Here is a 26891-nt window from a genome sequence, read left to right as displayed (position 1 = left end):
GGCAGGGACAAGAGGAGAGCAATGTCGCGCGCGTTCACGCTGGCCGTCATCCCCGGAGACGGCATCGGTCCCGAGGTCGTCGCAGAGGCCGAGAAGATCTTGGATGCCGCGACGGCGGGATCCGGCATCCGCTTCGAAAAGACGCGTTTCTCGCTGGGTGCCGGACGATTCCTCGACACCGGCGACACGCTGACCGACGACGACCTGGCGTCGATCAAGGCGCACGACGCGATCCTGCTCGGCGCTGTCGGGGGAGTACCCGGCGATCCGCGGCTCAAGGACGCGAACATCGAGCGCGGGCTGCTCCTGAAGCTGCGGTTCGAACTCGACCACTACGTCAACCTGCGACCCTCGAAGCTGTACCCCGGCGCGCCGGGCCCGCTGGCCGACCCGGGCGAGATCGACTTCGTCGTCGTTCGTGAAGGCACCGAGGGGCCTTACGTGGGCAATGGCGGATCGATTCGCAAGGGCACTGCGCACGAAGTGGCGAACGAGACGTCCGTGAACACCGCCTACGGCATCGAGCGCGTCGTGCGCTACGCCTTCGCACTGGCAGAGCGCCGCGGCAGCAAGCTCACCCTGGTGCACAAGACGAACGTGCTCGTGCACGCGGGCGGCATGTGGCAGCGGATCGTCGACGCCGTGGCGACGGAGCATCCGGACGTCGCCGTAGACTATCTGCACGTCGACGCGGCGACGATCTTCCTGGTCACAAACCCGTCCCGCTTCGACGTCATCGTCACCGACAACCTCTTCGGCGACATCCTGACCGACCTGGCCGGCGCCGTCACCGGTGGCATCGGCCTCGCGGCCTCCGGGAACATCAACCCGGACGGCGCGTTCCCGTCGATGTTCGAGCCCGTTCACGGTTCGGCGCCCGACATCGCGGGGCAGCAGAAGGCCGATCCCACTGCCGCGATCCTCTCCGTCTCGCTCCTGCTCGATCATCTCGGGCTGCACGACGAGGCACAGCGTGTCACCCGCGCTGTCGAGGACGACATCGAGGCCCGCGACGGCACCGCTCGTGAGACATCCGTGATCGGCGACGCGATCCTCGAGCGGCTCCGGGCGTAATCTGAGACATCGCTCACATCGTGAGCGCGCTACCCACCTTGGACGTGACATGACACTCATCGGAACCGACCCCGACACCGGACTCGCGCCACTCGAGTTCGCCGTGACGCGAAACCTCGCCGCCAAGAATCCCGCGCAGCGCGAGGAGATCCTCGCGGCCCCGGGCTTCGGCGTGAACTTCACCGACCACATGGTCGACATCTGCTGGTCGGTCGGCGGCGGCTGGCACCGTCCCCGCGTCCAGCCCTACGGCCCCATCACGCTCGACCCCGCCGCGGCGGTGCTGCACTACGGCCAGGAGATCTTCGAGGGCATCAAGGCCTACCGGCACCAGGACGGGTCGATCCACACCTTCCGGCCCGACCAGAACGGCCGCCGCCTGCAGCGCTCGGCACGTCGGCTCGCGCTGCCGGAGCTTCCGGTCTCGTACTTCATCCAGTCCCTGCGCGAACTGATCGCGGTCGACGGGGCCTGGGTGCCTTCGGGCGAGGACCAGAGCCTGTACCTGCGGCCGTTCATGTTCGCGAAGGAAGCGTTCCTGGGCGTGCGTCCGGCGCACAAGGTCAACTACTACGTCATCGCCTCGCCCGCGGGAGCGTACTTCCACGGCGGCGTGAATCCGGTGTCGATCTGGCTCAGCGAGGAATACTCGCGCGCGGGCAAGGGCGGCACGGGCGCAGCGAAGACCGGCGGCAACTACGCGGCATCCCTCCTCCCGCAGTCCGAGGCCTACGAGCACGAGTGCGACCAGGTCGTCTTCCTCGACCAGGACCGCAACGTCGAGGAGCTGGGCGGCATGAACATCGTGTTCGTCTACAAGGACGGCACGATCGTGACCCCCGAGTCCCCGTCGATTCTTGAAGGCATCACCCGCGATTCGATCCTGCAGCTCGCCCGTGACCGCGGTCACAAGGTCGAGGGCCGCGCGGTGTCGTTCGACGAGTGGCGGCAGGGCGTGGCATCCGGTGACATCGTCGAGGTGTTCGCCTGCGGTACCGCCGCCGTCGTCACCCCGATCGGCGTGCTCAAGGGCAAGGATTTCTTCGACGAGCAGCCCCTCGGGACCCTCGCGCTGGAGCTTCGCAAGGAGCTCACCGACATCCAGTACGGCCGCGCCGCGGACAAGCACGGCTGGCTGCTGCGTCTGGACGCCTGAGCCCGGTCGGATGCCGCGGCCTGAGTAGGCTGAGCGGGTGAGAATCGCACGCTTCAGCCATCAGGACGCCATCCGCTTCGGTATCGTCGACGACATCGACCTCGTGGTGCTCGAGGGCGACCCGATGTTCGCGGGTTTCGACACCACGGGGGAGCGGATTCCGCTCGGCGACGTGGTGCTGCTGGCCCCGGTCATCCCGCGCTCGAAGATCGTCTGCGTCGGCCGCAACTACCGCGCCCACGCGGAGGAGCTCGGCAACGAGGTGCCTGCTGAACCCCTGCTGTTCCTCAAACCGAACACCGCGGTGATCGGGCCGGGGGACACGATCGTGCGTCCGCCGCAGTCGACGTTCACCTCGTTCGAGGGAGAGCTTGCCGTGGTGATCGGCTCGATCGCGAAGAACGTCTCGGTCGAGCGCGCCTCGGAGGTCATCTTCGGCTACACGATCGCGAACGACGTCACTGCGCGGGACCTGCAGAAGACCGACGGGCAGTGGGCGCGTGCGAAGGGGTTCGACACCTTCTGCCCACTCGGACCCGCGATCGAAACGGACTTCGACGTCGCCTCCGCGACTCTCGAGACGCGCCTGAACGGCGAGGTCGCGCAGAGCGCACCGCTGACCGACATGATCCATTCCGTCGCGGACATCATCGCGTACGCGTCGGCGGCCTTCACACTGCTGCCGGGCGACGTACTGCTGACCGGGACCCCCTCCGGGGTCGGACCGTTCGTTGCCGGCGACACGATCGAGGTCCGGATCTCCGGACTCGGCACGCTCCGCAACACGGCGCGTGATGCCTGACAAGGATGCCGCCGCCGGTGACATCGCACCGGACGAGGTGGGCCGCGTCCGACGGCGCACGCTCTGGGTGCTCTCGATCGGGCAGGTGCTGGGCGGCATCGCCTTCGGCGCGACCATCTCGCTGGGCGCCGTGCTCGCGGCGGAGATCTCCGGCGACGAGGCGTTCTCGGGCCTTGCCACCGCGTTCATCACCCTCGGAGCCGCGGCCCTCGCGGTGCCGCTGGCTGCCTTCGCGCGTCGACGAGGCCGCCGGATCTCACTCGCTTCGGGCATGCTGCTGGCACTTGCCGGGGTCTTCGTGGTCGTCGTCGCCGCGGCGATCGGGTCCTTCCCACTCCTGCTGTTCGCCTTCGCGCTGATCGGCGCGGGGCAGGCGGCCAACCTGCAGACCCGCTTCGCCGCCGCCGACCTCGCGACGGATGCTTCGCGCGGTCGCGACCTGTCGATCGTGGTCTGGGCCACGACGATCGGCGCGGTCCTCGGACCCAATCTCGTCGGTCCGGGCGAGTTTCTGGGCCAGGCGGTCGGGATGCCGCCGCTCACCGGTCCCTACCTCTTCGCGGTCGTCGCGCAGGTCGCCGCGATCGCGGTCTACCTCGTCGGCCTGCGTCCCGATCCCCTTCTGCTGGCGCAGCGCGTCGCCCGGGCGCTCGCGGGCGGAGCGACGGCCATCGCGAGAACTGACCGCCCGGTCGCCGCGCGCTACGCGATCATCGCCATAGCCGGGGCGCACGGCGTGATGGTCGCGGTGATGGCGATGACGCCCGTGCATCTCCTGCATCACGGCGCCAGTCTGACGATCATCGGTCTGACGATCAGCCTGCACGTCGCCGGAATGTTCGCGCTGTCACCGGTCTTCGGCATCCTGGCCGACCGGGTCGGCCGGGTCGCGACCATCCTGCTCGGCCAGGTGCTTCTGGCCGCGTCGCTGGTGACCGCCGCGATCGGGCAGGACTCGGCATCCGCAGTAACCGTCGGACTGGTCCTCCTGGGCCTCGGCTGGAGCGCGTCGACGGTGTCCGGCGCCGCCCTCCTGACGGAGTCCTCGAGCGAGGCGCTCCGCACGCGTCGTCAGGGCCGCAGCGACCTGATCATGAACCTGGTCGCCGCCACGGGCGCGATCCTCGCCGGTTTGCTCCTCGGCTGGATCGGATACGGCGGACTGGCCCTGTGCGCCCTCGTGATCGTCGCGGTCGTCACGGCCCTGTCGTTCCTCGGACGGGCGCCCCGGGTCGTGGCGATGCCGGAGCGCGTCAGCGGCTGAGGACCGAGCGCCGGCCGCGGAGCGCCCGCACGGCGTCCGTCACGTCCTGCTCGTCGTTGAACACGTGGAAAGCCACGCGCGCGCGACCCGCGCGTCCGGACGCGACGATGCCGGCATCCGCGAGTCGAGCCAGGTCCGAACCGTCCGGGTCGGACCACGTGACGATCGCGCTCGCGCGATCCGGCTCGGGAAGCCCCGCACCATCGCGGAACGCGGCCGCCAGTCCGGTCGCGTGGTCGTGGAGCGCCGCAGCGTCCAGCGACGCGAACAGCTCCAGCGCGGGTTCGGCGCCGACGAACGCCTGCCATGCGGGGGAGACGTCGAACCGCGTGGCGTCCGGGGCGAGGGCGACCTCGTGCCCGTAGCACGACACCCACGGGTCTTCGCCGGCGTACCACCCGGCGAAGACGGGCTTCACCGTCGCCGCGAACGCCTCGGTGATCGCCATGAATGCGACGCCGCGTGGCGCGCACAGCCACTTGTAGGCGTGGCAGATGACGGCGTCGTAGTCCGCGGCGTCCACCGGCATCCATCCGACCGCCTGCGTCGCATCGCACAGGGTGCGGGCGCCGTGGCGCCGTGCCGCCGCACGGATGGCGGCGGCGTCCGCGACCTCCCCGGTGGCGGACTGCACGACCGAGAACGCGACAAGGGCGGTGTCGGGCGTGATCGCGGTGGCCAGCTCGTCCAGGGGCGCGGTGCGCAGACGGATGCCGCGGCCGGCGTGCGCGAACGGCAGGACCATCGATGAGAAGTCGCCGTCGGCGCACAGCACCTCGGCGCCGTCGGGAACGGATGCGGCGATCAGCCCGGCGAAGACCGACGCCTGGGACCCGATCGCGATCCGCGACGGCTTGACGCCGACCAGGCGGGCGAAGGAGCCGCGCGTGCGCTCGACGGTGGCGGTGTAGGCGCGGGCGGACGCGCCGCCCGCGCCCGCGGCATCCAAGTCGGCGATCACGGCGGCGCGCGTGCTGCGCGTCGGCAGCCCCACGGTGCAGGCGGCGAGGTAAGAGCGGCCGCCCGCGAACTCGGCGCGGGCGGCGCGCAGGTCAGGCGAGGCGAGAGTGGCCATGAACCCAGGGTCCTCGCCCGGCGGGCATGCGTCTAGGGCACGTGTTCGATGCGAATCATGCGCGGAGGTTATGCTTTCGGCGTGAGCGATCGCGGACTGGATGATCCCTACTTCGACGTGCAGACCCTGCGCGTGATCAAGGCGATCGGCGACGAAGGCTCGATCACCGCGGCGGCGGCGGCACTCGGCTACAGCCAGCCGGCGCTCAGCCAGCAGATGAAGCGACTCGAAGCCCGCCTCGGAGTGCCCGTCATCGAGCGCGTGGGACGCAGCGTCCGGCTCACCGAGGCGGGACGGGTACTGGCCCGCCACGCACCGGCCGTGACCATGGCACTGGATGCCGCGGCCGGCGAGCTCGCCGAGCTGCAGGGGCTGCGCGCCGGGCGGGTGCGTCTGGTCGGATTCCCCTCCGCATCCCCGACCGTCGTGCCCCGGCTGCTCGCAGACCTCCGCGAGAGTCACCCGGGCGTCACGATCACCTATGTCGAAGCCGAACCGCCCGAGGCCGTGGAAGCGGTGCGCGCAGACCGCGCCGACATCGCGCTGACCTTCAGCTATCCGGGCGATCGCGACGACCCGCACGGATCGAGCGCGAGCGGTCTCGCGGTGCGGGCGATCGGGACGGACGAACTGCTGGCCATCCTGCCGGCCGGCCATGCGGGGGCCGGCGGCGAGGTGGTGGACATGTCGACGCTGGCGGAGGAGAACTGGATCGCCGGGTGCCCTCGCTGCCGTGGTCACCTGCTCGAGGTCTGCGGCAGGGCGGGGTTCGAACCGCGGATCGGGTTCGAGACCGACAACTTCGTCGCCGTCGAAGGGCTCGTCGCTCAGGGAATCGGCGTGGCGACCCTGCCGCGGATGGCCGTGGAGTCCTTCCCGCTGCTGCCGGGAATCGTGACGGCGCCGCTGCCCGCGGCCGAAGCGCGCACGATCCACATCGTGACCGCGCACGGCGCCGAGCGGGTCCCTGCCGTGCGCACGACACTCGCCGCGCTGACCCGGGTGCTTCGCTAGCACCGACGACGCGGGGACGCGATACTCGCCGCGAACTAAGCTGGGACACGATGTCTATCCCCGATCCCCGCACCACGACCGCCTCCGGCGTCGACGTGCGCGTGCGCTTCTGCCCGTCGCCTACCGGCCTTCCGCACGTCGGTCTCGTGCGCACCGCCCTGTTCAACTGGGCGTACGCTCGCCACACCGGTGGCACCATGGTCTTCCGCATCGAGGATACGGATGCCGCGCGCGACAGCGAGGAGAGCTACCTGCAGCTGCTTGACGCGCTGCGGTGGCTCAAGATCGACTGGGACGAGGGTGTCGAGGTCGGCGGACCGCACGCCCCGTATCGTCAGTCTCAGCGCCACGACCTCTACCGCGACGTGCTCGCCAAGCTCGTGGCGGCCGGTGCGGTGTACGAGAGCTATTCGAACGCGGCAGAAATCGACGCGCGCAACGAGGCGGCCGGCCGCGCAAAACAGCTCGGCTACGACAACTACGACCGCGATCTCACCGAAGCGCAGCGCGCGGCGTTCCGCGCGGAGGGCAGGGAGCCTGCGTACCGCCTGCGCGTCCCCGACGAGGACCTCACCTACGTCGATCTCATCCGCGGCGAAGTGACCTTCCCGGCCGGGTCCTTTCCGGACTTCGTGATCTTCCGGGCAGGCGGCATCCCTCTCTACACGTTCGTGAACCCGGTGGACGACGCGCTCATGGGGATCACGCACGTGCTGCGCGGTGAGGACCTCATGCCGTCGACCGCCCGGCAGCTCGCGCTGTACCGAGCGCTGATCGACGCGGACGTCACCACCTTCGTCCCGCGTTTCGGTCACATGCCTCTCGTGCTCGGCGATGGCAATAAGAAGCTGTCCAAGCGCGACCCGCGCGCGGATCTGTTCCTGCAGCGCGACAAGGGATTCATCCCCGAGGGACTCCTGAACTACCTCTCGCTGCTCGGTTGGTCGATCGGCCACGACCGTGACATCTTCACGCTCGACGAGATGGTGGCCGCCTTCGACATCGTCGACGTCAACCCGAACCCGGCCCGCTTCGACCAGAAGAAGGCCGAATCGATAAACGGCGACCACATCCGGATGCTGGAGCCCGCCGACTTCGCGGAGCGCATCGTCCCGTATCTCGCGTCTGCCGGCGTGCTCACCGTGCCGCTGAGCGTCGCCGATGCGGAGCTGCTGGCCAAGGCTGCGCCGCTGATCCAGGAGCGTCTGCCGCTGCTGGGCGACGCGCCCGGGCTCCTGCGGTTCCTCTTCACCGATGACATCTTCTACGAGGACGATGCGCTGGCCGGACTGCCGGAGAATACCGGTGTCGTGCTGGCGGCGTCGGTCGGCGCGCTCGAGGAGGTCCGCGAGGAGGAGTTCACGGCGGCCGCGGTGCAGGAGGCGCTGTCATCGGCGCTGATCGGGGGTCTTGGGCTCAAGCCGCGCGTCGCGTACGGACCGCTGCGGGTCGCGGTGAGCGGTCGCCGCGTGTCGCCTCCGCTGTTCGAGTCGATGGAGCTGCTCGGCAAGGCCGAGTCGATCCGGCGTCTCGCCGCGTTCCAAGCCTTCCGCGCGAGCTGAGGGCGGCCGCGCCTCGGTTTGGTCGGGGCGCTCGAGTCGTCTAGACTTGACCTTTGGCACCGGCTTGCACCGAGCGCCTTGGGGTATGGTGTAATTGGCAACACGGCGGTTTCTGGTACCGTTGTTCTTGGTTCGAGTCCAGGTACCCCAGCACTGTTTTTCGCAGGATTCCGCATCAGAATCCACCCTCGTTTAGAGGCTTCTCGACCTGTCTCACCGGGTCCGGGACCAGAAACGGGACCAAATACCCGCGCGCCGTGGTGCGCGGGGGGTCGGCATCCCGGACGAGACGTGGTTCTCGGCCGTCACCATCGGCGACTCGTCAGCCTGTCACCAGTCCGAGGGACGGGCCTGCGGCCGGCGGTCGTCGCCCCCTGTCGTGCTCCACCGGCTACCAATCAGATCTCGGAGCGATTCTCACGAATGCAGACGTGTGCGGGTCCGACCTGCGCGAGCGCTTAGATGCGCCGCCGCCTCCCGGGCGTCACTGCGGCCCCCACAACCGCTGCTTTCGCAACGGGAGACGGGCCGGGACTCACTGCTGAGGCGACGACCGCAGCTTTGGCGACGGGTGCGCCGACCACGCCGACCCGTCCCACGCGTGCAGCTCTGAGTGGCATGTCACGCTCCTCTCGATTCGAGCGCTTCGTCAGCCTCGAGCGAGGCGATGATCGCTTGGATGGGAATGCGGCCGTTGGCGATGAGCTGACCGCCGGCGCGCCGTGCGGCCGAAGCGAACGGCGCAGCCCAGGTGTTCTCGTACACGAGCACGCCCGCGACGCTGCCCGGATCCATCGCGTTCGCCAGGTGTTCGACATCGTCCGCCGCGAGCAGCTCGGCCAGCTCCGCTTCGAGTTCGACGAGCGCTCCGAGATCGCCCGCATCCGACAGCTCGAGCGCGTCGACAGTCCCATCGTCGTCCTTGGTCAGGATGACGGCGTCGATCACGCGGATTGTGCCCGCTTCGACCAGCTTCAGCAGCTCCTCGACGACTTCGCCGCTGAAGCTCTGCTGCCCTTCGGGGAACTCGATGACAAGGTAGTCAACCGGCCCCAGCTTCGACAGTTCGTATTCACTCATGTGATCCGTCCTCGTGCTCGATGGAGAGAAGGTGCGGTCGCACCACCGCCACGTTCCTCGCCTCACGGGGGTGGCCGCATCATCCGTTCTGGGTGAATCGGTCCAGGCTGGTCGATGTCGCTCCGCGGGGACGACGATGAGGTCGATTCCTACTCGACATCGACATCGACGTCCAAGCCGAGTGCCAGCGCGAGTCTGGACGCAGCGGAGACGACGCGCGGAATCCCCACGACTGATCCGGTTCCGATCAGCACATCCACCATCTCGTCACAGGTTGCGCCCTCGCTCAGTGCCGCGTCGGCATACTCGCCGAAGGTGGACTCCGCCCCCCCGACGGCGATCAAGGAGGCGAGTCTCGTCAGCGCCAGCGTCTTGCGATCCAGAACCTCCGGGCCCCGCGCCGCGCCGAGTTCCTCCTCGAGCTGGTGCGGATCGTTGACAGCGAGTCGGCGCAAGCGCTCGTGGTAGTTCGCCATGGGTGGTCCTCTCACCGGTGGTTTCCCCGCCCCCCTCAGGTGAAGGTACGTCCTTGCGGAAGCGACCCGCATCACACAGATCAGGTGACGCGGCGGAGACACCCTGAGCGCTACCTTGCTGTCGTCGACCCAGAATCCAGGAGCCTTGTCATGAACGCTGATCGCCATGCCCGCACGATGCTGCCGATTCCCGACCGTCCGGCGCCGGGTCTGACCACGTACGACGCGAAGGATGCCGAGACAGCGTTTGCTCCGATCCAACCGCTGTTGCCCCCCGAGGGCGCTCCCAATGTCTTGATCGTGCTGATCGACGACACCGGCTTCGGTGCAGCCAGCGTGTTCGGAGGTCCGTGCGCGACACCGAATGCCGAGAAGCTCGCCGCCGGCGGCTTGAGGTACAACCGCTTCCACACGACCGCACTGTGCGCGCCGACGCGCGCAGCGATGCTCAGTGGACGCAATCACCACTCCGTGGGGATGGGCAGCATCACCGAGACCGCCACGTCGGCGCCGGGAAACAGCTCGCTGCGCCCGAACACAAAGGCACCGCTGGCGATGACGCTGAAGCTCAACGGCTATTCGACGGCGCAGTTCGGCAAGTGCCACGAGGTGCCGGTGTGGCAGTCCTCGCCGATGGGACCGTTCGACGCGTGGCCCTCGGCGGGAGGCGGGTTCGAAACGTTCTACGGCTTCATCGGCGGCGAGAACAACCAGTGGGAGCCCGCCCTCTATGACGGCACGACGCCGGTCGAGCCTCCGGCGAGCCCTGACGAGGGGTACCACCTCACTGAAGACCTCGCAGACCATGCGGTCGGTTGGATCCGCACGCAGAAGGCGCTCATGCCCGACAAGCCGTTCTTCGTCTATTTCGCCCCGGGTGCGACGCATGCGCCGCACCACGTCCCGGCGGAATGGGCGGACAAGTACAAGGGCCGGTTCGCCGACGGCTGGGACGTCCAGAGGGAGCGCACCTTCGCGAGGCAGAAGGAACTCGGTGTGATCCCGGCAGACACGGAGCTCACGCCGCGTCACGCCGAGATTCCGGCGTGGGAGGAAATGCCTGAAGCGCTCAAACCCGTTCTGGAGCGTGAGATGGAGCTGTATGCGGGCTTCCTCGAGCACACCGACCATCACGTCGGACGGGTGATCGATGCGATCGAGGATCTCGGCCAACTCGAGAACACCCTGATCTACTACATCATCGGCGACAACGGGGCGTCAGCGGAGGGCACCCTCAATGGCGCCTTCAACGAGATGGCGAACTTCAACGGAATGGCCGCGCTGGAGACTCCCGAGTTCATGCTGTCGAAGATCGACGAGCTCGGGTCCCCGTCGTCTTACAACCATTATGCGGTCGGCTGGGCGTGGGCGATGAATGCCCCATTCCAGTGGACCAAGCAGGTCGCCTCGCACTGGGGCGGCACCCGTAACGGCACGATCGTGCACTGGCCGGAGGGGATCCAGGAGCGGGGCGGGCTGCGCAGCCAGTTCACGCACGTCATCGATGTCGCCCCCACGATCCTCGAAGCGGCGGGCCTACCTGAACCGACCGTCGTCAATGGTGTGCAGCAGTCCCCGATGGAGGGGACCAGCATGCTCTACACCTTCGACGAGGCCGACACCCCCGAACGGCACGACCTGCAGTACTTCGAGATGTTCGGAAACCGGGGGATCTATTTCAAGGGAACCAGTGCCGTCACGAAGCACCGCACACCATGGGAGTTGGTCGGCGGCACCCTCGCCGCGTTCGACGACGACGTGTGGGAGTTGTACGACGGCCACTCCGACTTCAGTCAAAGCCGCAACCTTGCTGCCGAGCATCCCGAGAAGCTTCACGAACTCCAGCGTTTGTGGCTCATCGAAGCGGTCAAGTACAACGTGCTCCCGATCGACGACCGCACCGGTGACCGACTCAATCCCGAGATCGCCGGGCGGCCGACGCTGATTCACGGGACATCCCAGACGCTCTTCCCGGGCATGGGCCGGTTGTCCGAGAACAGCGTGATCAGCATCAAGAACAAGTCCTTCTCCGTGACAGCAGAGGTAGACGTCCCGGAGCGCGAACTGTCAGGAGTGATCATCGCCCAAGGCGGCCGATTCGGAGGATGGACCCTGTACTTCGCCGAGGGCAGGGCGACGTTCGTCTACAACGTCCTCGGCATCCATCTCTTCTCGACACAAGCCGACTCGGTCCTGGAAGCCGGCACGCATCAGGTGCGAATGGAGTTCGCATACGACGGCGGCGGTCTGGCCAAAGGCGGCGATGTGACTCTCTACTACGACGGCAACCCCGTCGGCACCGGCCGCGTCGGAGCGACGCAGGCGATGATCTTCTCCGCGGACGAGACCACCGACGTCGGGTACGAATCCGGAACCTCTGTCAGCAACGACTACACCGCCGAGAGCAGCCGATTCACCGGCAAGATCCACTGGGTCCAGATCGACACCGGCCACGACGGTCATGACCACCTCATTGATCCTGACGAACGACTGCGTATCGCCATGGCTCGCCAATAGCGGGAACCCGCCGATAGCGCGACACGTTCCACGGTCGTAGGATGCGGCTATGCCAGGGCCTCCCGCCGTCTCAGTGGTGGCGCCGCTTCTGCTGGATGAGCGGTTGCTCGACGCCAAGCTGTCGATTCCGCTCGCCCGCCCGTGCTTCGTCAGTCGTGGGTCGTTGATCGCCGACGCGACGGGCAGCGACTGTCGCGTGGTCGCGGTGGTCGCCCCGGCCGGGTATGGCAAGACCAACCTCCTTGCGCAGTGGGCGGCCGACGAGCCACGTTCGTCGGGTTGGGTTTCTCTTGATCGGTTCGACGACGACCCGGTCGCCCTGCTCACTCTTGTGGCGGCGGCCTTCGTGCGCGCGACAGGTGAAGCTTCGGATCTCATCGCCGACATGCGCGTTCACTCACTGGCCACGCTCGGCCGCGCGGCGCCGCGTCTTGCGGCCGCCCTGCGCGGATCGGCGCAGTCGTTCGTGCTCTTCCTCGACGACCTGCAGGTGCTGGGGCCGGCAGCGAGTGACGTGCTGGGGGTGGTGCTGCGCGGGGTGCCCCCGGGCTCCCAGGTCGTGGCCGCCAGTCGTGTTGCCCAACCTCATGTTCCCGGCTTGCGCGCTGCGGGTGATGTGCTGGAGATCGGCGTCCGGGAATTGGCCCTCGGTGCCGCGGCCGCGCAGCAGATCTTCCGACAGGCGAACATCGAGCTCACGCCGGAACTGGCGAGCGCGGTCACGGCGCGCACCGAAGGATGGCCTGTGGGCCTGCATCTCGCAGCGACGATCGCACACGATGCGCATGATGCCTCGGCGGTCATCGTCGGCAATGACAGATACGTCGCCGACTACTTGTACGGCGAGTCTTTCGCGGCGCTCCCAGAGACCACTCGGATGTTCCTGCGCCGCACCGCAGTGCTCGATCACATGTGCGACGAACTCTGCAGTGCCCTGATGGCGGATACGCCCGTCCCGAACAGCCTGCGGGACCTTGAGAGCTCGAATGTCTTTTTGATCCCGGAAGACCGTACGCGCAAGTGGTACCGGTATCACGCGTTGTACCGGGAGTTCCTCTTGGACGAGTTGGAGCGGGAGGAAGCATCCGCCGTTCCCCGGCTCCACCAACTCGCGGCGGGGTGGTACGAGGCGAACAGCTCGCCGGCCAACGCGATCGAGCATCTGCTGCAGTCACCGGATCACGAGCGGTGCGTGAGCTTGGTCGGCTCGCTCGGACTCATCACGTATCAGGCCGGTGAACTGGCCACGATCCGACGCTGGCTCACGGCGTTGGGCGACGATGTCGTGGAGTCCTGTCCACCGCTGGGAGTCTTGTCCGCGTGGATCGCGGTCCTCTCCGGGCAGCCGCTCGAGGCCGAGCGGTGGCGTGGCCTGCTGGACACGGTGACCTTCGAGGGGCCGCCTGTCGATGGGACCGCCTCCTTCGCGTCCGGTCGTGCGATGCTGCAGGCGGCAATGTGCGCGAACGGACCGGAGCAGATGCTGGTGGATGCGTGTCTCGCGCTCGACGCGGAACCGTCTTGGAGCGTGTGGCGCGACTTCGCGCTGAGCATGGCTGCGGAGGCTTATCTCACGGCGGGGGACATCGCCGCGGCCGCCGACTACTTCGCGCAGGCTTCCGAGCGTGCGGGCATGGTCGGAAACAACGATGTGCGCATCCGCACCGACACCCAGCTCGCGTTGATCCACATGGACCAGGGTCGCTGGAGCGAGGCTGCGGACTTGCTTGCCGGAGCTCTCGACGCGATTCGGGACTTCAGGCTCAACGACTACGCCTCCGCGGTGCTGACGTTCGCCGCCGCTGCCCGGATGGCTCTGCACCGCGGCGACCTGGAGCAGGCGGATCGGGAGCTCACGCGGGCGATGCGGGCGCGTCCCGTCTGCACGTACGTGATGCCCACGGTCGCCCTGAAGAGCCGCCTGAGCCTCGCCGGGACCTACTTGTTGATGGCCGACAATTCGACCGCACGCCACTTGGTCAGGGAGATCGATGATCTGCTGATGCACCGCCCGGACATGGGCGTGTTCGTCGATCAGCAGCGAGCCATGAAGGAGTTGCTCAGCGCGTCGGGTACCGCCAGCTTCAGTGTCACTCCTCTTACCCCTGCGGAACTGAGGCTGCTGCCGTACCTGCAGACGCATCTCACCGTGCCCGAAATCAGTGCCCGGTTGTTCATCTCCCGCAACACCGTGAGCACGGAGGTGGGATCCATCTATCGCAAGCTCGGGGCCTCTTCGCGCAGTGAAGCGGTGGAACGCGCCGTCGCCGTCGGTTTGCTCGGCGCCTGACGGCGTCCGGGTGGCAAACCGACGAGGGCGATCACGCTGTGGCGAGGGCGCGTGTCTTGAGAGTGTCGAACTCGCTCTGCGAGATGGCGCCCGAGTCCAGCAGCCGCTTGGCGGATTCGATTTCGGCGCCCGGAGAGGACGTTTGGGCGACCTCCCGGATGTAGCTGTCGGTTTCAGCGCGCGCCGCTTGTGCCTGCTCGACGCGACGTTCCGCCATCCCCTTGCCCCGGGCGATGAGGTAGATGAACGCGGCCAGGAAGGGTAGGAACACGAGGAAGAGGACCCAGAGAGCCTTACCTCCACCATTGAGGCTCGGGTCGCGGAAGACGTCGATGATGATGGTGATGAAGATCCAGATGCAAGCAATGGTGACGTACACCCAGAACATCCACACTAAAAAGTCCCAGATACTCACGATGGTCGCCGTTTCTGTCGGGCGGATGCGTGGTTGCGCCCGCTTTGTTGGCGACAACGTATCGGGCAGCTCTCGTCGGGGGCATCACCCAGATCGCGTGATGTGCACGCCGCTCACCCGTCGTGTGCACAGCGGAAGCCGATATGAGACATCCCGGTGTCCTCCGCCTGCGGCGACCGCGCGGCGGGCCGGAAGCGCAGACAGTAGTCGGGCGAGCACAGGTGCGAGCCGCCCTTCAGCACTCGCCGCGGCTGAGCGAAGCCCGGCTCCGCGCTCGCCGTGGCGAGGAGCATCGGCCGTCCGCCGGCGTCGACCGGACCGTCGGAGGGGAGGAGATGCCGCGGGGAGTAGTAGTCGGTCGTCCACTCCCACACGTTGCCGGTCATGTCATAGAGACCGTATCCGTTGGGCGGATACGCTCCCACTGGGGCCGTGCCGCCCCGCCCCAGGTTTTCGTAGGGGAATCGGCCGAGCCACGAGTTCGCTTGGGGGATCCCCCCGGGGTAGGGGTCATCGCCCCACGCGAATCGCGCGCCGACCAGACCGCCCCGGGCCGCGTACTCGTGTTCGGCTTCGGTGGGGAGGCGTTTGCCTGCCCACGCCGCGTAGGACACGGCATCCTCGAAAGCGATATGGACGACCGGATGCCGCATTCGTTCATCGATCGACGAGCCGGGGCCGGACGGCTCCCGCCAGTACGCGCCGCGCTGCCACCGCCACCACTGTCGCCAATCGTCGAGGTCGACCCGATCGACAGTCGGGGTGAACACCATCGCGCCGGGGACGAGATCGACCGGATCTGCGCCGGGGAAGTCCGCCGGGTCCAGCTCGCGTTCGGCCACCGTGACATAGCCGGTGTCAGCGACGAACACGGCGAAGTCGGCATTGGTGACCTCGTAGGTTTCCATCCAGAACGCGGCGACCGGGCGCTCGTGCACGGGACGCTCATCGGGATAGAACTCGTCGGAGCCCATCCGCAAGACGCCCTCGGGGATCAGCGCCATCTCGCTCACGGGATCCACGGTAGCCCCTGACGGAAACGCCGCGCGGGCTACGAGGCGACCTCCGGGTCGATCGTGATGATCACCGACTTCGACCTGGTGAACGACTCCAGAGCCTCCGGCCCGCTCTCGCGACCCCATCCCGAGGACTTCACACCGCCGAACGGGACTGCGGGATCGAGCATCGCCCAGCCGTTGACCCAGATGATCCCGGCGTCCAGTCGGTTCGCGACTCGGTGGGCGCGGCTGATGTTGCCGGTCTGGACGCCTGCCGCCAGCCCGTACGCCGTGCTGTTGGCCAGGGTGATCGCCTCCTCCTCGGTGTCGAAGGGCTGGACGGTCAGCACCGGGCCGAACACCTCCTCCTGCACGGCGACCGCGTCGTTGCCGAGCCCGGCGATGACGGTGGGAGCGAAGTAGAAGCCTCCGTCCAGATCGACGCGATGACCGCCCGTGATGATCGAACCACCCGACGCAACGGCATCCTTCACCATCTCCTCGACCTTCTCGAGCTGGGCCTGGCTGGCCAGTGGCCCGATCACGGTGCCGGGATCGCTCGGACGGCCGAGCGGCACGCCGCCGACGGCTTGCCCGAGAATGCCCACGACGGTGTCGTACAGGGGGCGCTCCACGAGCAGTCGCGGCCCCGCCATGCAGAATTGGCCCGTGTTGAACACGAATGCGTTGATCACGGCGCCGATCGCCTTGTCCACGTCCGCATCGGCGAAGACGATGTTGGCCGCGTTGCCGCCGAGCTCCGCCACGATCGGCTTGAGATGCTCGCCCGCGGTGCGCGCGACGATCCGACCGACGGCCGTGGAACCGGTGAAGGCGACCATGTCGACGTCCGGATGCCGCACCAGTGCGTCGCCGAGCTCGGGTCCGGGTCCGACAACGAGGTTGTAGACCCCATCGGGGACGCCGGCGTCGCGCAGGATCTGGGCCATCACCAGGGCGCTCAACGGCGTCTGCGGCGCCGGTTTGTGCACGACGGTGTTGCCGGCGGCGAGAGCGGGGGCGAGTTTGGAGCTGGAGAGGATCAGGGGGAAGTTGAAGGGACTGATCGCCGCGACTACCCCCCGCGGTTCACGACGGGTGAATGCGAACGCGGGGAGGGGGGTTTCCCGCACGGATCCGTCGAGATGCTGGGCGAGGCTCGCGAAGTACTCGAATTGATCAGCGGACGTCGGCACGTCGATCATCCGCGCGAACAGGATCGGTTTGCCGACGTCCATGCTCTCGGCCTGCGCGAGCTCTTCCGCACGCTCGCGAATCAACGCGGAGACACGCAAGAGGACGCGCGAGCGCTCTCGTCCCGAGATCCGCGACCAGCGCCCGTCATCGAACGCGACCCGCGCGGCTTGGACCGCGGCATCCACATCGGCGATCGAAGCCGACGCCACTTCGCCGAGCGTCTCGCCGGTCGCCGGGTTCGTGACCTCCATGCGGGCGCCGCCCGATGCCTGCTGCCAGCGACCGGCGATCATCAGATCCGTGCGGATCTCCGGCGCGGTCGTTGCCGATGTCTGTGTCATTTCGTCTCCTCTTCGAGAGCCGTCACGGGAGTTACCGGTCGTGCGCAGCGTCCGATGTCGATCGGCGCGTCTTTCGTGTCGTGGACAGCGATCCGGGGTCTTGTCAGTCTCGCTGAAACGAGTCGACGTGACAAGCCGTCGCGCGTTCGTCACGTCCGCGGCCGACCACCACGTCGCACCTCTCGCCGGGACAGCTGCGTGCGCGGACAATAGGTGCATGGGCGCGACGAGAGGCCCGCACTCCCGAGCCGAGGCAGCAGAACTGGCAGACCTGAGGCGGCGCGCGTACGGTCCGGGTGCCGACATCCACGGCGACGTGGACGCGATCTCGCGCTTGGCCGAACTGGAGGCACAGCTCGGTCACGGCACGCAGCCCATGACCGGGGAAACTGCGCCATCGGTGCGCGCGGCCGAGCCGGTCATCCAGCACATTCCGTCCGACCCGACCCGTACCGCTCGTCCCACCCACCGCCGCGCAGCCGTCATCTCCGCGGCTACCGCGGCGATCGCGTGCGGTGCGGTCGTGTGGACGCTCACCGCCGGGCCGACGGATGAAACTCTCTATCCTCGCGCCGATGTCCCGTGGACCGCCGCGGCGCAGCTCAGCAGAACGGGGGACCTTGACTACCTGGGTATCACACCGAGCGATGCCCGATTGTATGACTCGTTCCGGGGATTTCACGTGTGGAGCGCCCACAGAGGGGCCACCTCGACGTGTTTGTTCGTGACCTCTGCGACGCCGCCGCGGTGGCGGGTCGACTGCGCGCCACGCAGCGGCGAGCCGATGATCGACCTCGTACGATACCGCGATGCGTCGCGGCTGGCCGGTTTCGAGGCCATAGGCGACGCGCCTTCCGGCAGTGTGCTGCGGCTGGTTCTGCGAAATGGCGTCGTCGTCGTCCAGATCGTGGCGGCCCCGGATTCGGCGGGCCGACCGCGGTGACCGCACATCAGGAGTCTCGGTCGTCGAGGAGGCGGCGGCCGGATGCTCCGGCCCCCGCCTCCTCGACGGTTCTCGAGCTACGCCGTCGCCGTGGCGCGGGCACCGAACCGGCTGCGGTGGCTCACCCGATGACCGATCCAGAAGCCGATCGCGATGATGCCCGCCAGCGAGATGCCGAGCAGCCACGGCAGGATCATCGGCGCGGCGCCGGACGCGCCGGTCGCCAGCATGTCCGAGCCGTCGGCGATCTGTCCGTTGCCGTCCGCGAGAGTCGCGGCGCCGGCAGCGAGGTCACCGGAGCCATCGGCCAGTGCATCCGAGCCGTCCGCGAGCGTTGTGGCTCCGGTGGACAGCTGAGTGACGCCCGAAGCCAACGTCGCGGCACCCTGCGAGAGCGTCGACGTGCCTGCGGCGAGGTTCGCCGCTCCCTCTTCGAGCGTCACGGCACCGGAGCTGAGACTCTGCGTCCCCGAGTTGAGCGTCGCTGCGCCGCTGGCCAGGGTCTGCGCACCCGCAGACAGCGACGATGCGCCGCTGGAGAGCGATTGCACGCCGGTGGCGAGCGCACCCGCTCCCTCGTTCACCCTGGTGATCCCGGCACTCAGCGATGCGGCGCCGGCGGCGAGGGCTGGAGCGCCGGTCTCGGCATCCGCGATCGCGACCGTGCCCGGCCATCCGACTGCCGCATCACCGTGGACGAGTCCGTTCACGCCTCCGGCCACCTGCGCGGCGCCACCCGCTGCCTGCATGAGACCCTGGGCGAGCTTCGGCGCGGCGGCGGCCGGAGCCGCCAGGCCGTCGACCTGCGCCTGCACATCCAGCGCGAGGGCCTTCAGACTCTGCAGGCCGGTGTTCGTCGGATCGCCGTCAGCCATGGCCGAGAGCGCGTCGGCGAGGTTTTTCGCGTTGACCGGCGCGTTGGCGGCGGTCGCCGTCAACGCGGCATCGGTCTCCGCTGCCGCAAGATGCTGCACGGTCGGCGTGACGCCCCCGGCCAGCAGGTCGCTGAATCCCTGAGCCTTGCCCAGCAGCGTGGTGGCATACGTGTCAGCCCCGACCACACCGGCGGCCAGCAGCTGCGCCTTCGAGGCGAGCACCACGGCACCGGCAGCGGCATCGCTCGCGCCCTGAGCGAGGGTGCCGGCTCCGGCGGCCGCGTTCTGTGCGCCGGCCGACAGCGTGCCTGCGCCGTTCGCTGCGGAGGAGGCGCCGGCACTGACGCGCTCTGCGCCCGTCGCCGCGGACCAGGCCCCCGTCGACAGCGAAGTCGCACCACTGGAGAGCGAGGCGGCTCCGGAAGCGGCCGAGGTCGCTCCCGCAGCGAGGGAGCTCGCACCGCTCGCCGCGGTGGCGGCGCCGCTGTCGAGTGTGCCGGCGCCGGCGGACAACTCACCCGCACCGGCGGACAGGGACCGAGCACCCGCGGCGACTTCCTGCGAGCCGTCATCGGCGTCCGAGGCGCCCGAGGCGAGCTGCTGCGCCCCGTCGGCGATCTTCGCCGTCGTCGCGAAGTACAAGAAGACCATCGCGGCCAGCAGGACGGTGAGCACGATGACCGCGATGCGCATGCCGCGGCCGTGCGTGTGGATGTCAGTTCTCGTCATTGAGGTCTCCAGAGTGTCGCGCGAACGCGCAGGAAAGTGAGCAGCGGCGTGCTGCTGATCGGGGTGGTGAGAGGCAGTGCGCCGCACCGTCTTTGGTGCGGCGAGGGGATCGCCGAGAGAGCGGTGTGAATCTAACAGGCGTTCTGCGCCGAACGGGCAAGAGCAGTGTCGGTCCTGGGGAAGGGACCAAGTCTCACGGTGGGTGAAACTCAGTATCTGTCGTTTGTATACAGATGGGTGCAGGGCAAGCGCTGGGCAGACGGGCCCGGTCGCCGTCGCGCCGGACCATAATGAAACCATGGATGCTGGGCCGACGTCATCCGAGCGCGGGGGAGAACTCGCTGCGCTGCGGACCCGGGCGTACGGTCCGGATGCCGACATCCATCACGACTCCGCAGCACTCGCGCGACTGCTCGAGTTGGAGGATCTGGCCCGTGCGGACGTCGCCTCCTCGAGCCCGGACGTTCCCGTCGCCGCGTCCCGCGACGCCGACCCTCCAGCCGACCACGACCCGCGCGCCGAGGACCCGCCGGCCGCGGCGTCTCCCGCCACCGGCGCGCCCGCCGCACCGCCGCGCAGGAGGCGCAGAATCCCGACGTGGGCCCTCGTCGCGGCAGCGGCCGCAGCCGGCATCGGCCTCGGGCTCGCACTGCCCGGTGCGGTGCCGCCGCATCCTCAGGCGGTCCTTCGCGCCATTCCCCTTGACGGTGCCACCGTCGACCTCGATATGTTCGGTGCGGCCACGACATCACCCGTCCGGTACGCGCCGTTCCATGATCTGAATGTGTGGTCGGCCCAGACCGATGCAGGTTCGACGTGCGTGTTCGTGACGACCGAGAGCGGCGAGTGGATGGCCGCGGGCTGCGCGCCCGAGCAGCTCGCTCCGACGGCAGACCTGACCCTCTACCCGAGCATGTTCGAGGTCGAGGGCCTGGAACTGCCGGATTTCAGCGTCGTGCGCTTCATCCTGCGCGGTGCAGCGGTGGAGGTGTGGATCGCCGAAGCCGACGAAGTGGCGTGATTCCGCTGCTCAGAGCGACATCTCCTGCATCGCGTCGGCAGCCAGCGCCGCATACTCGGGGTTGTCGTCGCTCTGGTCCAGCAGCAGGAGAGCGAACGCGGCCGCCCATCCGTGCGCGCGCGTCCACGTCGCTCCGTCGTAGCGGTCGCCCGTGGCAGCGATGAACGCCGCCCGGCCGATCGCGTCGAAGGCGAGCCAGGCGACCGCCAGGTCGTAGGCAGGGTCCCCGGCGGTGACATCGCCGAAATCGATGATCGCCACCAGCTCCGAGCCTCGCGCAACGATGTTCCCGGGGTGGAGGTCGCCGTGGATCCAAACGGGACGGTCGGCCCATGCGGGAGCGTGCAGCGCGGCATCCCACAGCAGCGAGGCGCGCACCAGCGCCGCGGCGGGTGCCCGCCCTCGCAGCGACTCGAGGCGGGCGGCCACCGCGGACGCGCGATGCGCCAGGGGCACGCCGCGTACCGGGTTGACCGGATGGTCTGCAGGCGCGGGAACGTGCAGCGCGATCAGGGCGGACGCGAGGGGCACGGCCCAGCCCGCGCGTTCGGGACGGGGGATGCCGAGGCCCGCGTACCCGTCGAACCAGGGAACGATCGACCATGGCCAGGGGAACGCGAACTCAGGGCGACCATGGACCAAGGGTGCAGGAACACCGACGCCCGTGCCCGCGAGACGTGCCGCGATCGGGCCGAGCACCTCCTGCTCGTGCAGCACGAGTGGTGCGGATCGTGCGCGCCGGGGCAGTCGCACCGCGAAGTCCTCACCCAGGCGCCACACCGAGCAGTCCCACCCGTCCGCGGCGTGGGAGAGGGGCAGGTTCGCCGCGTCGGCCAGAGCGCGCGCCTGACTCGAGGCAAGCGCCCGCACCAGCTCCTCCGAGATGAGCAGCTCGGCGGACGGCTTGTCAGGCATTCCTCGACCCTACCGACGACCTTTGCGCCGAACGTCTTGTGTATGTGTGGGTTTGTGTTGTAATCTGTGGGAAATTCGAGGAGGAATGCGTGTACGCGATGGAGCGGCAAGACCTGATCGAGCGGCTGCTGCTCGACGAAGGACGCGTCAGCGTCGTCGAACTGGCCCGCCGCTTCGAGGTGACCACCGAGACCGTGCGTCGTGATCTGGACCACCTGGACCGCCTCGGGGCCCTGCGGCGCGTTCACGGCGGCGCTGTCGCGCGGGATCGCGAGAGCACCGTCGAGCCGACGCTCACGGAACGCTCGCATCGGCGCAGCGAGGCGAAGGTGGCCATCGCCCGTCGCGCGCTCGGGATGATCGGCGACCGTTTTCGTGGATCGCTCTACCTCGACGCGGGAACCACCACCCAGGCGGTGGCTTCGCAGCTGTCGGATCGTCTGATCGCCGCCGGCGGCCACGCCGAGGTCGTCACCCACGCCATGACGCTCGCCAACACGCTCGCGGGCGTGCCGGAGTCCTCGCTCACGGTCATCGGCGGACGCGTGCGCACGGCGACCGCCGCCGCGGTGGGCGCCGACACGGTGCGCGCGATCGAGAGACTGCGACCTGATATCGCCTTCCTCGGCACCAACGGAATCTCCGCCGCATTCGGCCTGAGCACTCCCGATCCGGATGAGGCCGCAGTGAAGTCCGCAATCGTGCGGGCCGCGCGCCGGGTCGTCGTCGTCGCCGACGTCGAGAAGCTCGGGCGCGAGCTGCTCGTGAGCTTCGCCGCACTCGATGAGATCGACGTGCTGGTGACGGATGCCGCCCCCGACGCCGATCTCGGCGCCGCACTGGCCGACGCGGACGTGGAGGTGTGGGTCGCATGAGGGCGGGAGAGCCGAACAGCGGCAGAATCGTGACCCTCACCGCGAACCCTTCGCTGGACCGCACGATCACCTTGGGCGGCGCCCTGCGTCCGGGTGAGGTGCAGGCCGCAGCATCCGCCCGCGAGGACGCGGGAGGAAAGGGCATCAACGTCGCGCGGGTGATCGCAGCGGCGGGGATCGACGCCGTCGCGGTTCTGCCGCTGGCCGGCGACGACCCCTTCGCCGTCGTGCTGCGCGCGAGCGGGGTCGTCGCACGACCCGTCGAGGTCGAGGGGCATGTGCGCGCCAACGTGACGATCACCGACCCCGCCGGCATCACCACCAAGCTGAACCTCCCCGGTGCCGCCCTGTCGCCGCGCGATGCGAGTGCGCTGATCACGGCTGTGGTCGCCGCGAGCGAAGGCGCCGCCTGGCTCGTGCTCGCGGGGTCGCTTCCTCCCGGTGCCGACGACCGGTTCTACGTCGACGTGATCCAGGCGGTCCGCCAGCGGTGGGGCACGGATGCGCCACGTGTCGCCGTGGACACCTCGGGCGCCGCGCTGCGAGCGGTCGTGGATGAGGCAGCCCCGGATCTGATCAAGCCGAACGACGAAGAGCTGGCCGAGCTTGCCGGGGTCGCGCTCGGGAACGGGACCGACCTCGCCGCGGCCGTGCTTCGGGTCGCTCGCGCGCTCGTGCCCTCGCGCGTCGCTGCCGCCCTGATCACCCTGGGGGCCGAGGGCGCAGTGCTCGTCACCGCGGACGGTGCCTGGCAGGCCACCCCGCCCCCCATCCGCGTCGTCAGCACCGTGGGCGCGGGCGACAGCGCACTCGCCGGGTATCTCATCGCCGATGTCGACGGGTACCTCCTCTCCGATGCGGCCGGCGACGACCCCGCGGACCGCCTGCGTCGAGCCGTCCGCTACGGCGCCGCGGCGGCGTCGCTGCCCGGCACCCAGGCTGCCGCTCCGGACGACCTGCCGCCCGGCGCCGTCGTCGTCCGCACTCTCTGACCGCCCCCGCCACAACTGCACCGCACTCCCGACCATTGGAGGTCATCGTGTCCCAGACCATCACCCCGGAGCTGGTGTCACTCGACACCCCGCTCGGCGCCGACAAGGCGTCGGTGATCCGATCCCTCGCGGCGCGCGTCGCCCAGGAGGACCGCGCCACCGACGCGGAAGCGCTCTTCCAGGACGCCTGGGCGCGCGAGCAGAAGGACGAGACCGGGCTCCCCGGCGGCATCGCGATTCCGCACGCCAAGAGCTCCGCCGTCACCGTGCCCTCACTCGCGTTCGCCAGGCTGACGCCCGGTGTCGACTTCGGGGCACCGGACGGCCCCGCCGACCTGGTGTTCCTCATCGCCGCACCGGAGGGTGCCGCAGAGGCTCACCTGGCCGTGCTCTCCAAGCTCGCCCGCAGCTTGATGCAGGACGAGTTCACCAGCGGTCTTCGCGCCGCCACGAGCGCCGACGAGGTCGTCGCGATCGTGCGCAGCGCGATCGGCGAGGGGGATGCCGCGCCCGAGGCCGCACCGACTGCGGCCGCGGCCGCGCCGGCCGAGGAGACAGCGTCGGCGCATGCTGTCGCCGATGCACTCAGCGTCGATGGTCGCCCCGCCCGCATCGTCGCAGTGACGGCGTGCGCGACCGGCATCGCCCACACGTTCATGGCCGCCGACGCGCTCACCGCTGCCGGCCGGAAGGCCGGGATCGATCTCGTCGTCGAACCACAGGGTTCCAGCGGCTACCAAGCGCTGTCCGGTGACGTGATCGACAATGCCGACGCCGTCATCTTCGCCACCGACGTCGACGTGCGAGAACCGCAGCGCTTCGCCGGCAAACCCGTCATCCGCTCCGGCGTCAAGCGGGGCATCGAGCAGCCCGACCAGATGATCCGCGAGGCGGTCGCGGCGGCGAACGATCCGAGTGCCGCGCGCGTGAGCGGCACCGCGACCGCCGCGACGGCGACCGCGGCGACGCAGCTCTCCTGGGGTGCACGCATTCAGCGGATCCTGCTCACCGGTGTCAGCTACATGATCCCGTTCGTCGCCGGTGGTGGGCTGCTCATCGCGTTGAGCTTCCTCCCCTTCCTCGGCGGCGTGGACGTCAACGCCGATGACCAGGCATTCGATGTGGTCATCAACAACGCACTGTGGGCGCTGCCCGCCGGCGGCCTCGGGCAGTACCTCGGATCGATGCTGTTCGTGATCGGTGTGACCTCGATGGGCTTCCTCGTCGCCGCGCTCTCCGGGTACATCGCGTTCGCGATCGCCGACCGGCCGGGACTCGCGCCGGGGTTCGTCGCCGGTGCCGTCGCAGTGTTGATGAATGCGGGCTTCATCGGTGGCATCGTCGGCGGACTGCTCGCGGGCCTCGCGGCCTGGTGGCTCGCACGCCTTCCCGCGCCGCGTTGGCTGCGCGGACTCATGCCTGTCGTGATCATCCCACTGCTCGCATCGATCTTCGCTTCAGGGTTGCTGGTCCTGTTCCTCGGCCGCCCGATCGCGACGCTCATGGAATGGCTCAACACCTGGCTCACCGACCTTGCGGGCACCTCGGGAATCGTCATCGTCGGCGTCATCCTGGGTCTGATGATGTGCTTCGACCTCGGTGGCCCGGTCAACAAGGTCGCCTACGCATTCGCCGTCGCGGGCCTCGCCTCCGCCTCGGCCGAGAACCCGACGCCGTATCTCATCATGGCGGCGGTGATGACGGCCGGAATGGTCCCCCCGCTCGCGATGGCTCTCGCATCAACCGTGCTCGCGCGGAACATCTTCACCCCCGTCGAGCGAGAGAACGGCGTAGCCGCCTGGCTGCTGGGTCTGGCCTTCATCTCCGAGGGCGCGATCCCCTTCGCGGCGGCCGATCCGCTCCGGGTGATCCCGGCCTCGCTGGTCGGCGGCGCGGTGACCGGCGGTCTGAGCATGCTGTTCGGTGTGCAATCCCTCGCCCCGCACGGAGGCATCTTCGTTCTCTTCGCGATCAGCCCGATATGGGGGTTCCTCGTGGCGCTTCTGGCCGGAGTGGTGGTCACCGCGTTCCTCGTGGTCGCCTTCAAGCGCTTCATCGCCCCGAAGGAGTTGCGGGAGGCCGAGGCCGAGTCCGCCGTCGCAACCGCCGTTCCGGCCTGAGCACGCCCCACCGGCATGCCGGATGCGGAATGCTGGAGTCAGCCGTCTTCTACGAAAGGTGAATACCCATGGCAGAACGTCAGGCAACAATCGCGAGCAGCTCAGGTTTGCACGCGCGGCCCGCGAAGCTCTTCGTGCAGGCCGTCCAAGAGAAGAAGATCCCCGTCACCATCGCGGTCGAGGGCGGTGCGGACCTGAACGCGGGCAGCATCCTCTCGCTCATGGGCCTGGGTGCCTCGCACGGCACAGTCGTGACCCTCAAAGCCGAGGGCGACGGATCGGAGCAGGCGCTGGACGAACTGGTGACGCTGCTCGAGACCGACCTCGACGCGGAATGATGATCGCCCGGCGCGCGGATTCGGGGAACTGAGTTCGCTCACGCGCTGAGCGCGTCGATACGACGGATGCCGCGGCTCTCGGGTCGCGGCATCCGTCGTCCTCGCTCCTACAGATCCGTCGAATCGCCCGATTCGAGCTCGAGGAACTCGCCGTCGTTCTTCTCAGTCGCCCAGCGCAGCCGGGCGCGGTGCATGGTGCGACCGATGACCGAGAGAGTCATGTCGTGCGTCCCGAATGCCTGCTGCGGGGCGACGGCCAGCACGAAGTCCATCGCTTCGCCGATCTTCAGCCACGGCGCACCGAGCGGTGCGGCGAGCAGCCGCACATCCACGCCCTTCGGCACGGCGTAGGAATCACCCGGGTAGTAGAGCTGATCGTTCACGAGCACGCCGACGTTGTCGATCACCGGGACCGTCTCATGGATGACGGCGTGCTGTCCGCCGAAGAACCTGAGCGTGAACGGCTCGACGTGCACCGTGTCACCCGGGTTCACGACCGTGATGTCATAGCCCGCGGCGGCCTTTGCCACACCCTCGGGCGCGAGGATCGGGATGCCGGGCGCGTTGCGCAGCAGTCGGTCGAGGTGGTCGGGTGTCCAGTGGTCGGCGTGCTCGTGCGTGAGGACGATCGCGACGACGTCGCCCACGTCCACGAGCGGGTCTGTGTATGATCCGGGGTCGATGACCAGCGTCTTCCCGGAGTCCTGGACGGTGAGCGCGGCGTGGAGGTGCTTGGTGACTCGCATGCTCCGAGTCAACTGGGCGGGAGCGGTCTGAGCAAGTTCTTGACGGCCCCGCTCGGATTTGTTGGGTGCGCCGGAC

At 68.7% G+C, this 26891-nt stretch carries 23 protein-coding genes and 1 tRNA gene; 15 read left to right on the top strand and 9 right to left on the bottom strand.

The features are described from left to right. Window positions 1–21: 21 nt before the first annotated feature. From ABD655_RS10770 to ABD655_RS10755, 4 genes are read left to right on the top strand one after another with little or no spacing between them, the layout of a single operon-like run. Window positions 22–1074 (top strand): 3-isopropylmalate dehydrogenase, encoded by a 1053-nt coding sequence (locus ABD655_RS10770; protein WP_344713864.1) that lies wholly within the window; start codon window positions 22–24, stop codon window positions 1072–1074. Window positions 1075–1123: 49 nt separating this feature from the next. Then, complete coding sequence (locus ABD655_RS10765) at window positions 1124–2230, top strand: branched-chain amino acid aminotransferase (RefSeq protein ID WP_344713862.1); 1107 nt, start codon at window positions 1124–1126, stop codon at window positions 2228–2230. Window positions 2231–2267: 37 nt separating this feature from the next. Further along, window positions 2268–3032 (top strand): fumarylacetoacetate hydrolase family protein, encoded by a 765-nt coding sequence (locus ABD655_RS10760; protein WP_344713861.1) that lies wholly within the window; start codon window positions 2268–2270, stop codon window positions 3030–3032. Beyond that, window positions 3025–4296 (top strand): MFS transporter, encoded by a 1272-nt coding sequence (locus ABD655_RS10755; protein ID WP_344713860.1) that lies wholly within the window; start codon window positions 3025–3027, stop codon window positions 4294–4296. Before ABD655_RS10760 ends, ABD655_RS10755 begins: the two co-directional genes overlap by 8 nt. Here the strand turns inward: ABD655_RS10755 and ABD655_RS10750 are convergent. Continuing rightward, window positions 4286–5371 (bottom strand): aminotransferase class V-fold PLP-dependent enzyme, encoded by a 1086-nt coding sequence (locus tag ABD655_RS10750; RefSeq protein WP_344713859.1) that lies wholly within the window; start codon window positions 5369–5371, stop codon window positions 4286–4288. The genes ABD655_RS10755 and ABD655_RS10750 overlap by 11 nt on opposite strands. 81 nt (window positions 5372–5452) lie before the next feature. Here ABD655_RS10750 and ABD655_RS10745 point away from each other — a divergent pair, with 81 nt between their 5' ends. The 3 genes from ABD655_RS10745 (at window position 5453) to ABD655_RS10735 (ending at window position 8098) form a co-directional block, all read left to right on the top strand. Continuing rightward, window positions 5453–6385: a LysR family transcriptional regulator gene (locus ABD655_RS10745; protein WP_344713858.1), complete on the top strand. Its 933-nt coding sequence runs from the start codon at window positions 5453–5455 to the stop codon at window positions 6383–6385. Between the two features lie 50 nt (window positions 6386–6435). Then, on the top strand, window positions 6436–7947 hold the full coding sequence (gltX, locus tag ABD655_RS10740; protein ID WP_344713857.1) for a glutamate--tRNA ligase: 1512 nt from the start codon (window positions 6436–6438) through the stop codon (window positions 7945–7947). Between the two features lie 79 nt (window positions 7948–8026). Next, window positions 8027–8098 (top strand) — tRNA-Gln (locus ABD655_RS10735). 470 nt (window positions 8099–8568) lie between these two features. Here the strand turns inward: ABD655_RS10735 and ABD655_RS10730 are convergent. Together ABD655_RS10730 and ABD655_RS10725 are read right to left on the bottom strand one after the other, a co-directional pair. Next, window positions 8569–9027 carry a DUF6325 family protein gene (locus ABD655_RS10730; RefSeq protein ID WP_344713856.1) on the bottom strand — a complete coding sequence of 153 codons (459 nt, stop codon included), beginning with the start codon at window positions 9025–9027 and terminating at the stop codon, window positions 8569–8571. Between the two features lie 149 nt (window positions 9028–9176). Beyond that, window positions 9177–9503 carry a carboxymuconolactone decarboxylase family protein gene (locus tag ABD655_RS10725; RefSeq protein WP_344713855.1) on the bottom strand — a complete coding sequence of 109 codons (327 nt, stop codon included), beginning with the start codon at window positions 9501–9503 and terminating at the stop codon, window positions 9177–9179. Window positions 9504–9653: 150 nt separating this feature from the next. On the opposite strand from ABD655_RS10725, the gene ABD655_RS10720 reads away from it, so the two are divergent. After that, on the top strand, window positions 9654–12020 hold the full coding sequence (locus ABD655_RS10720; protein ID WP_344713854.1) for an arylsulfatase: 2367 nt from the start codon (window positions 9654–9656) through the stop codon (window positions 12018–12020). Window positions 12021–12069: 49 nt separating this feature from the next. Next, complete coding sequence (locus ABD655_RS10715; protein ID WP_344713853.1) at window positions 12070–14310, top strand: winged helix-turn-helix domain-containing protein; 2241 nt, start codon at window positions 12070–12072, stop codon at window positions 14308–14310. 31 nt (window positions 14311–14341) lie between these two features. Here ABD655_RS10715 and ABD655_RS10710 read toward each other — a convergent pair whose 3' ends face one another. From ABD655_RS10710 to ABD655_RS10700, 3 genes are all read right to left on the bottom strand, one after another. Continuing rightward, entirely contained in the window at window positions 14342–14725 is a 384-nt protein-coding gene (locus ABD655_RS10710; RefSeq protein ID WP_344713852.1) for an SHOCT domain-containing protein, read from the bottom strand. Window positions 14726–14838: 113 nt separating this feature from the next. Continuing rightward, window positions 14839–15729: a formylglycine-generating enzyme family protein gene (locus ABD655_RS10705; protein WP_344715808.1), complete on the bottom strand. Its 891-nt coding sequence runs from the start codon at window positions 15727–15729 to the stop codon at window positions 14839–14841. Window positions 15730–15776: 47 nt separating this feature from the next. Beyond that, entirely contained in the window at window positions 15777–17261 is a 1485-nt protein-coding gene (locus tag ABD655_RS10700) for an aldehyde dehydrogenase family protein (protein ID WP_344713850.1), read from the bottom strand. Between the two features lie 217 nt (window positions 17262–17478). Between ABD655_RS10700 and ABD655_RS10695 the strand changes: the two genes are divergently transcribed. Next, a complete protein-coding gene (locus ABD655_RS10695; protein ID WP_344713848.1) occupies window positions 17479–18204 on the top strand; it encodes a hypothetical protein in 726 nt (241 codons plus the stop codon). 77 nt (window positions 18205–18281) lie between these two features. Here the strand turns inward: ABD655_RS10695 and ABD655_RS10690 are convergent, their stop codons facing one another. Then, window positions 18282–19808 (bottom strand): hypothetical protein, encoded by a 1527-nt coding sequence (locus tag ABD655_RS10690; RefSeq protein WP_344713847.1) that lies wholly within the window; start codon window positions 19806–19808, stop codon window positions 18282–18284. A 298-nt stretch (window positions 19809–20106) separates the two neighbouring features. On the opposite strand from ABD655_RS10690, the gene ABD655_RS10685 reads away from it, so the two are divergent. Continuing rightward, a complete protein-coding gene (locus ABD655_RS10685; protein ID WP_344713846.1) occupies window positions 20107–20829 on the top strand; it encodes a hypothetical protein in 723 nt (240 codons plus the stop codon). Window positions 20830–20838: 9 nt separating this feature from the next. Here ABD655_RS10685 and ABD655_RS10680 read toward each other — a convergent pair whose 3' ends face one another. Then, a complete protein-coding gene (locus ABD655_RS10680; RefSeq protein WP_344713844.1) occupies window positions 20839–21744 on the bottom strand; it encodes an aminoglycoside phosphotransferase family protein in 906 nt (301 codons plus the stop codon). Window positions 21745–21833: 89 nt separating this feature from the next. Between ABD655_RS10680 and ABD655_RS10675 the strand changes: the two genes are divergently transcribed. The 4 genes from ABD655_RS10675 (at window position 21834) to ABD655_RS10660 (ending at window position 26069) form a co-directional block, all read left to right on the top strand. Further along, on the top strand, window positions 21834–22619 hold the full coding sequence (locus tag ABD655_RS10675; protein ID WP_344713843.1) for a DeoR/GlpR family DNA-binding transcription regulator: 786 nt from the start codon (window positions 21834–21836) through the stop codon (window positions 22617–22619). Next, entirely contained in the window at window positions 22616–23611 is a 996-nt protein-coding gene (locus ABD655_RS10670; RefSeq protein WP_344713841.1) for a 1-phosphofructokinase family hexose kinase, read from the top strand. The genes ABD655_RS10675 and ABD655_RS10670 overlap by 4 nt, the downstream gene beginning before the upstream one ends. Window positions 23612–23658: 47 nt before the next feature. Beyond that, window positions 23659–25731, top strand: coding sequence for a PTS fructose transporter subunit IIABC (locus tag ABD655_RS10665; protein WP_344713840.1), 2073 nt, complete (start codon window positions 23659–23661; stop codon window positions 25729–25731). A gap of 68 nt (window positions 25732–25799) precedes the next feature. Then, complete coding sequence (locus ABD655_RS10660) at window positions 25800–26069, top strand: HPr family phosphocarrier protein (RefSeq protein WP_344713838.1); 270 nt, start codon at window positions 25800–25802, stop codon at window positions 26067–26069. Between the two features lie 107 nt (window positions 26070–26176). On the opposite strand, the gene ABD655_RS10655 is transcribed toward ABD655_RS10660, so the two are convergent. Next, the gene (locus ABD655_RS10655) at window positions 26177–26815 is read right to left on the bottom strand and encodes an MBL fold metallo-hydrolase (protein ID WP_344713836.1); all 639 of its coding nucleotides are present in this window, start codon (window positions 26813–26815) and stop codon (window positions 26177–26179) included. Window positions 26816–26891: the final 76 nt, after the last annotated feature.

The sequence above is a fragment of the Microbacterium terregens genome, assembly GCF_039534975.1.
In the GTDB taxonomy this organism is placed as follows: domain Bacteria; phylum Actinomycetota; class Actinomycetes; order Actinomycetales; family Microbacteriaceae; genus Microbacterium; species Microbacterium terregens.
Note: the sequence above shows the minus strand (reverse complement) of the source record. Positions and strands in the feature narration are given on the sequence as shown.